We start from the raw sequence: 12,635 nt of genomic DNA on the forward strand, positions 1-12,635 counted from the left end.
TACTTGGCGTTGGAGAAAAATCATTGACCTTTCACCGGAGTGAGGTTCCAGACAGAAATGCGGGGAACTGGACCAAATAAACCATCCGGGGGGTAGCCTGCGAATATGAATGGCTTCGGCAGGGCTAGCGGCGACTGGTAATCTCTGAAATAAACGCCAAAGCGGCCGTTGGTGGCGCCCACCACATGGGCGTTCGGAATACCAAAAGGCTTGTAACCGACTGCAAACATCTCACCCACCTCATGACTGCGCATGTAGGCTTTCGCCGCTGACACGGAATCGAATCCAGCATGGGTGCCCTTTAGTTCAATCTGTTGAAATTTGAAGCTGAGCATTCTCCAGTTGCGGACCTCCCCCTCTGCGAGATTCAACAGCTCCGCGGCCTCAGTCGATGTAATTTGAGGTGAACGCTGACCGGCGACCGTACAGAAAACGCAATTGGTTCCGCGAATTTCTGGAGTGGGGCCGGAGTTCGTACCGAATGGACTCCAATTGGACTGAACTAGCCAAGATCCCTTATACGAAAAATCATCTGCGCTGCTCGCCATCGTTCTCATGCCTCGCGTGGCGGTGCCCATCGAGTGATCGAACACGTTCCCTCCCAATGAGGTCGCGATAGGCCTTGTGACTGCCAAGCTACCCGCTCCGCCGGCTATTTCCGACGATGCAGCGATGAGAATGTTGTGAAACAACTGCCCTCTCGCAACGTCTCGCGTGTAGGGGTCTGTGCTCAAAAACGCGGGAGCGGCTGCCGCCACAGCTTGAGTCGAAGACGATTCGGCCCATTTTCCGGGATTCAAGTCGTCCATCTTGATATTCATAAGGCTTTTGGCCCAATCCTCGGATGTCATGCTGACGAGGGCGTCGATGCCTTCTATGATTTTGTATACCGCAAGGTCCTGCCCCAGGGTGAACGCATCGCGCTCGACAGTTCCCGCTTCAATACCGCTCATGCGCTGCTTCATGGCGTCGGAGAAATCCGACCAAGCGCTTTTTCCGTCAGGATCGGTGAATATTGAGGGACTGTTCAAGAAAGCGACATACGGAGAAACATTGGGTGTTTGAAGGGCCAACGGATCCACGCTACTCCATATGCCGAGCCACGGTAGGTAATACCGGGCGCCGTGGTAGGCGAATCCCGATTCTTCGTCCCTCTCTTTGCCGGTGTGGCGATAACGCTTGGCTGCCGCCCGGGTGCCCGCATCCATGGCCTGGTAGGAGGTGCTGCCGTAAGGAAAGTACACCTCGTACGAGACGAGCGCGCCGGCTTCGTCTAGCTCCACGCTGGAAGAGCCGACATGGTTGGCGATCTGGTAGCGCAGCAACTGCGCCACGGTGCCGTCATCGCCCTGCGTGCGGGTGTCGACCATGGCGATGCGCTGCCGGTCGTCCATCAGGTGCAGGGTCTCGCGCTCCAGGCGGATGGCTTCGCCATCGGGCGCGTACTCGCGGTAGACCTCGAAGCTGCCCAGGTACACCCGCTCGTGCAGGCGGCGGCCCGATGTGCCCTGCGTCACCTTGCGCACGCGCTGCCCGGCTGCGTCGTAGACGTAGAAGGTCGTCTGCGGCGTGCCGTCATGGCGGACCTGCCGCGCCGAAGCCTGCAGCTGGTCGCGCTCGTTCCACTGCATCAGCGGCAGGTGCGGCATGGCGGTCATGCTGCCGTGCGCGTCGTAGGTGGCGGGCTCCACGGGCCCGGCCCCCACCTGCGTCGCACTCAGCCGGTTGTTGACCTGGCCCGGCTCCAGCAGGCTGGGCTCGGCGTAGGTGTAGGCGCGCGTCCACCCCGGGTCGGCCGGGTCGCTGCCCGCGTGCTGCATCTGCTGGAAGTTGCCCACGGCGTCGTAGACGTAGCGTTCCAGGTAGCGGCCCATGGCATTGCCGTCGCCCGGGTGCAATAGGCCGGTGTGAAAGCCGTTGAATGCGTTCGGTGCAGTGGGCGGGCTGCGCGTGCCCCCCAGTTGGCCCAGGTGCTCGCGTCCGGTGGCCTCGATCAGTTCGTAGTTGGCGTTGTAGAGGTAGTCGTTGCCGGAATCGACACGCGCATTGCGGAAGTAGACCGTCTGCTGGGCCGCGTCGTCCAGGTGGGTGATGTTGCCCACGGCGTCGTAGTGGTACGAGAGGTCTTGCACCAGGCCATCGGCCGCCGTGGTGTGCAGGCGCGTGAGGCGCTGGCTGAGCGGGTCGTAGGTGTGGGTCGTGACGGCGCCGTTGCCGTAGCGGATCTGCGCGCGCCGGCCTTGCGCGTCGTGGTCGATGCCGGTGACGATGGGCGTCCACACCGGCTGGCCGGCGTTGGTGGCGGCGCGCAGCTGTGCCTCGACTGTCTCCAGCAGGCCGGCCTCGCTGTAGCTGCGGCGCACGGTGCTGCCGTCCGGGGTGGTCTGTGTCACGGGCCGGTTCAGAGCGTCGAAGGCGGTGTGTGCCGTGAACACCTCGGGCTGCAGTGCGACTTCGATGGACCAGTCCGGCGTGCGCTGGTAGTCCACCGCCAGCTGGCGCGTGGCGATCAGGGCATTGCCCTTGAAGTCGTAAGCAGTCGTGGTGGCCACGCCGGCGCCGTCGAACACCTGGCAGGGCTTGCCGCGCAGGTTCAGCGCCAAGGCATCGGGCAGGCTTTCGCCGTAGACGGTGCTGCCGAGCATCTGCTCGGCGGCGTCGGCCGTCTGCAGGTGGGTGGTGGCGGGCCGGCCCAGCGGGTCGTAGGTGCTGCGCTGGCGGTGCTGGCGGCTGTCCCACCCATAGAGCGGCCTGCCAGCCGCGTCGCCCAGCATCCAGCGCTCGCCAGCGTCCATGCTGGCGCTGTGCAGGCTCGTGCCCAGCAGGTCGTGGTCGAAGCGCATGACGGTGCGGCCCAGCGCGTCGACCACGGCCAGCGTGTTGCCAAGGATGTCGAACACCGTGCGCGTGCGCTGGAAGTCTTCTTGCGCCGACGCGTTGCTGAACTGCCAGCGGTTGTGCGCGATGCTGAGGAAGGCGCGGCCCAGCGCGTCCAGGTGCGTGATGGCGGGCGTGGCGGCGTGCACGGCCGCTTTGCGCGCGGCCTGCTGCGGCAGCGGCCCCAGGCTGCCGTCGATGCGCTGCGCATGCCAGGTCGGCAGCACATCCGCTGCGGGCAGGCGCGCGAGATGGTCGCCGACGTCGACGTCTTGCTGCGGGTCGGCGATCAGCACCGTGTCGTTGGCATCCCATGCCTCTTGCCGCCAGGGGTTGAACACCACCTTCTGCCAGCTGTGGTCGGGGTGCAGCGTGGCCACCACGCGGCCGACCGGGTCGTAGCACAGCACGGGGCTGGCGCCCTGCGTGCGCGCGAACTCGAAGCCGTGCGTGGAAGAGAAAAAGGGCTGGTACTGCCGCACCGGCAGGCCCTTGTTGTTGAAGACAGTCCAGCCGCTGCCGACCCAACGCGGGCTGTGCACTGCGCCGCCGGGGGCGAGCGGGCCGGGCTCGGCCCGCAGCTTCTTCTGCATCTCGCGGCCAAAGCCGTCGGAGTACGAGAAGGCGTGCTGGATGCGCGTGGCTTGGTCGGTGGGCAGGTCGGCGTCGTGCGTTTCTCGGGCCAGCACGCAGGCGACGGCGGGCTGGGGTTGCAGCTGGTCACGCGTGCGCAGGTAGGCGAATGGGTCGACCACGATGCGCGTGCTGGCGCGCTGCAGCAGGGCGTGGGGCGCGGCCAGCGGGTCGGCCAAGTGGGCCAGCACGGTGGCCTCGTCCAGGTCGGCGACGAAACCATCGAGCGTGTCGCCCAGGGTCTCGGTCACCTTGCCCATGACCGCAGTGCCGACGACGGCGCCCAGCGCATCGAAGGCCACGGCGGACCGGTTGCCATTGGCGTCGGTCACCAGGCGCGGCTGCAGCACGCGGTAGTCCTGCAGCGCCGACACGCTGTTGCCCAGCGCGTCCGTCTCCTCTGCCACAGCCATGTCGTAGGCGTCGAAGCGGGTGATGGTCTCGGTGGCGAAGCCTGCGCGGTGGAACGGGTCGCGCACGCGGCGGGGCAGGTAGAAGTGCAGGCGCGCCTCGGCGAGTTCGGTGGCCGGGCCGTCGGCTGTGCCGGCGGACAGGAACACGCGGCCCGAGCGCTGCCACCAGTCGGCATCGCTCTGGCTGTGCACGTAGGCGGCGTCGACCGCCAGCATCGCCACATCGACACGCGCGCCGAAGACGGTGCTGACCAGACCGGCCGTGAGCGCGAGCCGGGTGCCCTCGCCGGGCAGGGCCAGGGACTGCAGCGTGCCCAGGGGCAGCAGGGCCAGCGCGTCGCCCTCAGCGGCGCCCAGGTCGTCGGGGCGGTAGGTGGTGCGGGCGTGCGCGGTCAAGCGCTTTTGCAGGAGGGCGCCGTCGAACGCGGCCTCGTAGGCGATCGCGGTGGCGTCGGCGCAGGCTGCCTGCAGTTCGTCGAAATGCCAGCGCGCCTGGCCGGCCGCCAGTGGCAGGGGTGACAGCTCATAGCCCCGGCGCTCGCAGGGCAGCGGCGTGCGCCAGGCGTGCGCCAGATCGACCGCATTGGTGAAGCCCGCCTCGTCGATGACGACGTGCCGCTCGGTCTGCCGGGCTTGCTCGTCGGCGCTCAGGGACGGGTCGGACTGGCGCCGGCCGTAGACCACGGCGGCAGCGCGCAGGACGTTGCCGAAGTCATCGACCTGCAGCGTCAGCGCATGGGCGAGGCGCGGATCGGCCGGGTTGCGTTCGTAGTGCCAGGTGAGCGTTTCGCGCGCATGCGCGAGGAAGACGGCGTGGCGGTTGTCGGCCCGTGGCTGCACCAGGCGCAGCGTGAAGTTCTGCTCGGTGACCGTATAGGGGTGGGTTGCGCGTGGGCTGCCGTCCAGCGCGTAGGTTTCGCTGCGCAGCATGCTGCCCTTCAACGCGCGGTGCGCCTCGCGTGCTTCTTCCAGGCTCAGCCCGGCGGGCACGGCGGTGGCATTTAGTCGCTGGCCGCGGGCCTCGTCGTCGCTCAGGCCCGGTTCGCGGTACCACGCGTCGGCGTACGGTTCGCCGCTCAGATCGTGCCCGGTATGGAACCAGGTGCGGGTCAGCATCGGCGGCATGTGGGACGCGGCATCGAGATGGCTGCCGTCCGTTGCCTGCGCAGTCGTACCCAGCGCGGCGATCTCCTCGGTGTCCCACTGCTCGACCATGCCGAAGCCGCGGAACTCGCGCTCTGCGCCGTCGAAAACTCCGTGGTGGTAGGCGTAGCGCGTGACGAAGCGGTTGCCGCTGATGCGGTCGATGGTTTCCACGCGCTCGACCACGTGCACGGGGAACGGCAGCTTGCTGATCCAGGGGCGGCCGGCCAGCCTGTCGGCCAGGTAGAAGCGGGTGGAAGGCGCGTAGTGCAGCAGCGTTTCGGCGCCCAGGTTGTTGGCCGAGCGCACCAGAAGATGGGGCTTGTGCCCGCCCATCAGGTCGACATAGCGCATGGCGCGCCGTGCTTGTCCAGGCAGCGGCGACGACCACACCAGGCAGGCCGTGCCGTTGCCCATCAGGTCGGCCAACTGGATGGCCGCCAGGTTGTCCACGGCGGGAAAGGCGGCCAGCCGCTGCCCCGCGCTGAAGGCATTGCCGGACTGGTTGAAGTACAGCGTGACGCCGGCATCGGACAGGTAGATGAGGTCGGCCGCGCCGGAGCCGTCGATGTCGGCCAGGCGCACGCGGGCCTGATCGAAGCGGTCCGGTCGGTCCAGCTGCGGCGCGCCGGCCATCGTGACCTTCGGGCCGAAGCGGCCATGGCCCAGGTTGGGCCAGTAGCAGACCTCGCGCTGGCGCACGCGCACCAGATCGCTCAGGCCGTCGCCGTTCATGTCGGCCAGGTGGATGGACTGTGCGGCGTCGGCGAAGACCAGGCGCGGGCCGGCCTCTTCGTCCAGCGCGCGCTGCACGCGGCGGGCCGGGCCGAAACCTTCGGCGGCCAGCGAGGCGTGCCAGACGAGGGCGTCGTCTTCGGTGATCAGCACATCGGGCAGGCCATCGCCATCCAGATCGACGAAGCGCAGGTTCGGGTCGCGCACATCGCGGTGCAGGCGTGCGCTGAAGGGGTGGAAGGGCTCCCAGCCTTCCTCGGCATCGTGGGCGTGGAAGCCGGGCGTGGCGCCGTCCAGCACCACCAGGTCAGGGCGGCCATCGCCGGCCAGGTCCATGAGGGTGGCGCGGGCTCCTGCGGTGCTGGCCAGGCCGACGCTGGGCCGGGCCGCCACCCGTTCGATGGGAGCGAACGCAACGGCGCCCTCGGCCAGCGGGCTGAGGTTGCGCTTGTAGTGCCAGGCGCCGGCCTGCTCGGTCAGCAGCCCTGGCAGGCCTTCGCCGTGCAGATCGGTCCATTGCCAGGTTGCATCATCCAGGCCTGCAGGCAGGTTCTCCAGGCTGGCGGCATCCACCTCTTGCACGGTGCCTTGCACGGTGGGCAGGCTGTACTCGAATTCGAGTGGCGGCAGGGTGCGCTTCAGCAGTCCGCTGCCATTGCCTGTGTAGCCGGCCTGCGTGACGCTGCGCAGGAAGGAGTGGATGGGCGCTCGCGGGTCCGGCGGGCTCCATTCATCGGCGTAGTCGAAGTCGGTCGAGCGCACCAGGCAATCGCGGCCCACATCGGCTTCCTGCGCGAAATGGTGAAACATCAGCACGCGCCGGCAACGCCGGCTGGTGCGCAGCTCGAAGCCGGGGCGGCAGGTGGAGAACGGGTCGGGCCGCAGCGCCCAGGGCACATCGGCGGCGGCGCGGGGTGCGGCCAGGTCGTGGTCGCCGTAGTCGAAGACCAGCTCGAACAACCAGGTGGCGCTGGCCAGCGCGGCGGCGTCGACCAGCGCACGGCGCAGGCCCCCGGCATCGAGCAGCGGTGCGAGGTTGCCATAGCGGATGCGCTTGATGTGGCGCTGCACCCGGCGTTGCGGGCCGTCGCGCGGGCCGCGGTTGCGCTCGGGCGGCTGCGTCAGGTCCACGCCTGCGCCGTCTTCGCTCTGGTAGCCGTAGACGATGGCGTTGCCCTTGTCGTCACGCGTTTCGCAGAGCAACCAACTGAAGATGCGACGAGGGTCTTGCGGGTCGGCAATGCGCGATGCGGCGTCCAGGCCATAGACGCTGAGCACGTTGTCACGCGACACCGAGCGCCAGTGCACGTCGCCGTCGACATTGCGCGTCCAGCGCTCGATGCGCGCGAACAGGCCTTCCAAGCGCGGGCGGTAGCGGTGGACCACGTATTGCGGCGCACTGCTGCGGTCTTCGAAGCGGCTGCCGTCGGCCTGCAGCACGGGCACCAGGTCTTCAACTCCGGAGAGCAGGAACACGTCGGACCCGGCGGCGTCGTCGTAGAGCGGCAGGCCCTTGTCGGTGCGGCGCGTGATGTGGGGCAGGGCCATTGACCAGCCGAAGCCGAACAGGCCGTTGCCTGCGCCGGAGTCGTAGGCCAGCGCCAGCTGCGGGCCGAAGCCGCCCCGGCCCGGGCTGGCTGCGATCGGCACCGTCAGGCCGCCGGTGCCGGTGACCGGGTTGGCCGCGAATTTCTCGCCGATACCGCGCAGTGCGCCGCCGCCTTTGGGCAGCTCGAGCTTGGGCGCGGCGACCGTGAACGCGGGGCCGTCTTCGCGCGCAGCGGCCGGCCGTGTGGCGGGCTGGGGCGTCGGGGTGGGGGCCATGGCATGTCGCAGGGGCGGTGGGCAGGAAAATCGTACGGCGATGCGTCAGGCACGCGCCTACCCGATTCATGTGAGTTGGATGCAAGTTACGTGTTGATACAGCGTGCATATCAAGCGCTGGCGGCCGATGGTCTGCCTGGCCGCAGCGGGTAGAGTCGCGCCCTTGCGCCCTGCCGCCCACCTACCCACCGCATCGCCATGAACCGCCTGCAGTCAGAACTGAATCGCCTGTACTTTGCGCGACCGCAGACGCACGGCGATTCCAACGTGGAGCCATCGTTGATCAGCCCTGCCGACACGGTGCGCGCCATGGTGCTGGAGGTGACGCGCCCGTCGGGCTGGGAGCAGCTGTCCAGCGTCTGGCGCGGGGTCCAGGCCGAGCTGGAGCTGCCGGCGCCTGCGATCGCGGTTTCCGGCACGGACGGTTTGCAGTTGTGGTTCTCGATTGCCGAGCCCATTGCGGTGGCACAGGCGCGTGCGTTTCTGCAGGCGTTGCAGCGGCGCTTTCTCGCGGACGTCGATTCACGCCGTGTGCGCCTGATGCCGACCGCTGCGGCGCCGGCACTGCACGCGCAGCGCCATGCCCGGCTGGTACCGGCGTTGCAGGCGAGCACCGGCAACTGGTCGGCCTTCGTGGCGCCGGACTTGGCGCCTGTGTTCGACGAGACCCCCTGGCTGGACATCGAACCCGGCGACGAGGGGCAAGCCAACCTGCTGCGCGGCATCGATGTGATGCCGGTGGCCGCGTTCGAGGACGCGATGGCCGAGCTGGTGCGCGGGGCGCCACCGCTGCAGCAGGCTGTGACGACTGCGGCTGGCGTCGGCGCGCCTGCCGCACCAGCGCAGCCTGCGCTCGCCGCCGCAGGTCAGGAGGCCGAGAAGTTTTTGCGACAGGTCATGCACGACGACGCTGTGCCGCTCCGCCTGCGCATCGAGGCAGCCAAGGCGCTGCTCCCGCTTCGGCACCAAGCCTGACGGCATCGGCCGCCAGGGGTCAGTGCCTGGTTCCGCCTGGCACTGCCGCCTCCAACAGCCGTACGGCGTCGCCTGTGTAGGGGGCCTCGGCGGCAGCGTCCGTTCGAGTGACCCCCGACGCTTGGTCCGTCCGTTGTGAATTCCATGTCGCGGAATCGACGTGGGCCGGCGATGGCGCGTTGATGGCCCATCGGCTCCACAGTGGGTCTCCCCACCACAGAGACACCCATGGACCGCCCCACCTACGCCTTTTCGACCCTCGAACACTTTGTCGGCGCCACCGTCGGCACGACCGATTGGGTCGCGATCGACCAGCCACGTATTCACGCCTTCGCCGAGTGCACGGATGACCGGCAGTGGATCCACGTCGACATCGAGCGGGCGCGACGCGATGCGCCGCAGCACACGACGATCGCGCACGGCCTGCTGACCTTGTCATTGCTGCCGCGCTTCAGCTACGAAGCCGGCCTGCTGCCATCCGATGCCAGCCATGCGCTGAACTACGGTTTCGACAAGGTCCGCTTTATCGCGCCGGTGCCCGCCGGCAGCCGGGTGCGCGACGTGCTTCTCCTTCGTTCGGTGCAACGCAAGGCACCGGGGCAGGTGTTGATCGACGTTCAGCACACGATCGAGATCGAGGGATCGGACAAGCCGGCGCTGGTGGCCAGCGCCTTGAACCTCGTCTTCGCGGCCGAGCCGCGTGCGGAGGCCGCATGAACCCGAACCCACCGCTGAACGCGGCACTGACTTCGATCGCGGCGCTGGTCGAGTCGCTCTACGAGCGGCCGCGCTCGGAGTCACTCTCGGCCGATCGGCGCTTCGACGATCCGGCCTGGCAAGGGCATCCCGGGTACCGCGCTCTCGGCGAAGGCTATCTCGCCTGGGCGCAGCAATGGCACGCGATGATCGACGCGATGCCCCTGCAGGGCCGCCAGCCCGAGCAGTGGCATGCCGCCGCCGGGCTGCTGATCGACGCCCTTGCACCGACCAACACGCTGGCCGGCAACCCCGCCGCATTGCGCCGGGCTTTCGACACCGGGGGCGCGAGCCTGGCAGCCGGCGTGGTGCATGCGGTGCAGGATCTGCTCGAGAACCAGGGCATGCCTTCGATGGTGGACGCGACTGGCTTCGAAGTCGGCCGCAACCTTGCGGCCACGCCGGGGCAGGTGGTGCACCGCCACGAGATGTTCGAGCTGATCCGCTACGACACAGCGGGCGATGCGGTGCACGAGCAGCCGTTCCTGTACGTGCCGCCGCAGATCAACCGGTTCTACATGATCGACCTGGCGCCGGGGCGCAGCTTCATGGAATACGCTGTGCAGCAGGGCTTTCGGCCCTTCGTGATGAGCTGGCGCAACCCGGGGCCCGAACATCGAGACTGGGGGCTGGACGCCTACGTGAGCGCGGTGCACGAGGCCATCGACGTGGTGTGCCAGCTCAGCGGCAGCGAGTCGCTCAACCTGGCCGGCTCGTGCACTGGGGGCATCACCGCCACCTGCGCGGCCGCGGTGCTGCGCGCTCGAGGCTCGACCCGTGTGAACTCGCTGACGCTGATGGTGACGATGATCGACACCTCGGCACCGACCGCGTTCAACCTGAACGCGACGCCGGAGTCGGTGGCGCTGACCAAGCAGCTTGTTGCCGCCCGCGGCTTCGTCGATGGGCGCGAGATGGCCGGGGTGTTCGCCTGGCTGCGCCCGAACGAGATGGTGTGGAGCCAGTACGTGCGCAACGTGCTGATGGGCGAGAAGCCGCCTTCGTTCGACATGCTGGCCTGGAACAAGGACACGACCCGCCTGCCGGCGCGCATGCATGCCGACCTGCTGGACCTGGGCACGCAGAACTTTCTCTCCCGGCCCGGCACGCGACTGCTGCAGGGCGAGCCGCTGGACCTGCGCGCGATCGATGTGCCGACCTACGTCATCGGCGGCCAGTCGGACCACATTGCGCCCTGGGCGAGTTGCTACGCGGCGGCGCACGCCATGCGGGGCGAGGCCACCTTCGTGTTGGGCAACGGCGGCCATATCCAGAGCATCATCGCGCCGCCCGGCACGCGCAAGGCCGGCTATTGGCTGCGCGACGGCCAGCCGCCTGCCGATGCGCAGCAATGGCTGCAAGGCGCGACCCTGCACGAGGGGTCGTGGTGGCCGCATTGGAGTGACTGGCTGTCGCAGCGATCCGGCGCGCGTGGAGCCATCCACTCCGGCCGGACAAAGTCGTCTGCGGCGCGGCGCCGCGCGGCGCACCCACCCTCCCTCGGGCCCGCGCCGGGCACCTATGTCTTCGGGCGTTGAGGTGGTTGCGGGGCTGGTGGCCGCAGATGCCATGGTGGCCGGCACACGCTGGCGCATCGCGACACGACTGCCCGCCAGCGACCGCCGGCCGCCGCTGCTGCTGTGCAACGGCATCGGCGTCAACTGGCAGGCCTTCGGGCCGCTGATCGAGCAGTTGGACGATCGGCCGCTGATTGCGTTCGACGTGCCGGGCGTCGGCGCTTCGTCGCCGCCGCCCCGCCCGTACACGATGTCGACCCTGGCGACGCAGGTGCAGTCGTTGATCTCGGATCTGGGCGTGCGCGAAGTCGACGTGCTCGGTGTCTCCTGGGGCGGGGCGCTCGCGCAGCAGCTCGCGCTGCAGGCCGGCACCCGCTGCCGGCGCCTCGTGCTCGCGGCCACCTCCACCGGCATGTTCAGCGTTCCAGGCCGGCCTGCTGCGCTGCTGCATCTGGCCAACGCGCGCCGCGCCCAGGCCGACGGGCCGGGCGCTCAGGGATTGGCGCGGGCCTATGGCGGACGCATGCGGCGCGACTCCTCGGCCATGCGGCGCTACCTCGCTCGCTTGGTCGCGCCCCACGCCGAAGGTTATCGCTGCCAGCTGCTCGCGTTGAGCGGATGGACCAGCCTGCCCTGGCTCGCCTGCCTGCCGCAGCGCACGCTGCTGCTCGCCGGCCGCGACGACCCACTTGTGCCGCCTGCGAACGCCCGCTTGATGCACGCGCTCATGCGACGCTCATCGCTTCAGCTCGTCGAGGACGGCCACCTGCTGCTGGACACCTGTGCCGCTGAGCTCGGCCCGCGCATTGCGGCCTTCCTCGACGATCCGTCGTAAGCCCACCCCCCGCTCCACGCTCGAACGCTGCGTCGGTCGACCGGTCAAAGCTTCGCGGGCGCGGAGCCCGCTTTGGCTCCAGCGGGGTTGCCCGCCACGAGATCTGTCAGCTCGAACAGCAGCGGAATCAGCTTGTGCTCGATCTTGCCAGGGCTCATCTGAGAGGTCGATCCGGCGCAGTTGAAGCCCAGCACGGGCCAGCCCGGCAACGCGATGGCGCGCCCCACGCCCACCGTGCCGGTCACCCAGGAGGCCTGGCACCAGCCGTGTGCTTCGTAGTGCGCCAGGGCCTGGCGGATTTCGCTGTCCAGGCGCGCAGCGCCGCTCCCCTGCCGGGCCAGCAGTTGCGCGATGCGCGCTTCGCGTTCGTCGGGCGACATCACGGCCAGCGCGCTGCGGCCCATCGCGGTCAGCGCCATCGGCAGCCGCGCGCCTGGCTCGATGTGCAGCAGCTTTTCGCGCCGTGCCATGCGGAAGGTATCGACGTACACCATCTCGTCGAAGTCCGGGATGGCCAGGCTGACGCTGACGTCTTGCTCGTCGGCCGCTTCCTGCATGCGTGGCAGGACACGTTGACGCACCTCGGTCAACGACTGCAACGCTGCAAAGCCCAGCGAGATGCAGGCGGCCGTTGGCGAGTAGCCGCCCGCATTGGGAATCTGGCGCAGCAAGCCCGACTCGACCAGCGCGCCGGTGAACCTGCTCACGGTGCTGCGCGGCAGCTCGCAGATCTCAGCCAGGTCGCCATTCGTCAGCCGGCTCAGGCCGGGTCTGAAAGCACGCAGGATCGCGAGGCCGCGCTTCATCGTGCGGTTGAACGAGACGTCTTCGGGGTCGGGTGCATGGCGCAAGCGCATGGCGGTCTCCTGGTCGTTGCTCGTCCTGCCGAGGGTGGCATGTTCCCTCGCTCGCAGCCTATTCCGCTCA

6 protein-coding genes are annotated in these 12,635 nt (G+C 68.5%); 4 read left to right on the forward strand and 2 right to left on the reverse strand.

The genetic code is table 11. The annotated features are described in order from the left end of the window. Positions 1 to 20 precede the first annotated feature (20 nt). A complete protein-coding gene (locus AC099J_RS16825; RefSeq protein ID WP_479616427.1) occupies positions 21 to 7,625 on the reverse strand; it encodes a SpvB/TcaC N-terminal domain-containing protein in 7,605 nt (2,534 codons plus the stop codon). Positions 7,626 to 7,823: 198 nt separating this feature from the next. Between AC099J_RS16825 and AC099J_RS16830 the strand changes: the two genes are divergently transcribed. From AC099J_RS16830 to AC099J_RS16845, 4 genes are all read left to right on the forward strand, one after another. Further along, positions 7,824 to 8,600 carry a hypothetical protein gene (locus AC099J_RS16830; RefSeq protein WP_479616428.1) on the forward strand — a complete coding sequence of 259 codons (777 nt, stop codon included), beginning with the start codon at positions 7,824 to 7,826 and terminating at the stop codon, positions 8,598 to 8,600. Positions 8,601 to 8,828: 228 nt separating this feature from the next. Then, the gene (locus AC099J_RS16835) at positions 8,829 to 9,317 is read left to right on the forward strand and encodes a MaoC family dehydratase (RefSeq protein ID WP_479616429.1); all 489 of its coding nucleotides are present in this window, start codon (positions 8,829 to 8,831) and stop codon (positions 9,315 to 9,317) included. Beyond that, positions 9,314 to 10,894, forward strand: coding sequence for a PHA/PHB synthase family protein (locus AC099J_RS16840; protein WP_479616430.1), 1,581 nt, complete (start codon positions 9,314 to 9,316; stop codon positions 10,892 to 10,894). Before AC099J_RS16835 ends, AC099J_RS16840 begins: the two co-directional genes overlap by 4 nt. Next, on the forward strand, positions 10,878 to 11,708 hold the full coding sequence (locus AC099J_RS16845; protein WP_479616431.1) for an alpha/beta fold hydrolase: 831 nt from the start codon (positions 10,878 to 10,880) through the stop codon (positions 11,706 to 11,708). The genes AC099J_RS16840 and AC099J_RS16845 overlap by 17 nt, the downstream gene beginning before the upstream one ends. A 44-nt stretch (positions 11,709 to 11,752) precedes the next feature. Here AC099J_RS16845 and AC099J_RS16850 read toward each other — a convergent pair whose 3' ends face one another. Then, positions 11,753 to 12,565, reverse strand: a complete 813-nt coding sequence (locus tag AC099J_RS16850) for an IclR family transcriptional regulator (protein WP_479616432.1) — start codon at positions 12,563 to 12,565, stop codon at positions 11,753 to 11,755. Between the last annotated feature and the right edge of the window lie 70 nt (positions 12,566 to 12,635).

Source organism: Rhodoferax sp. RT4P68, assembly GCF_056521305.1.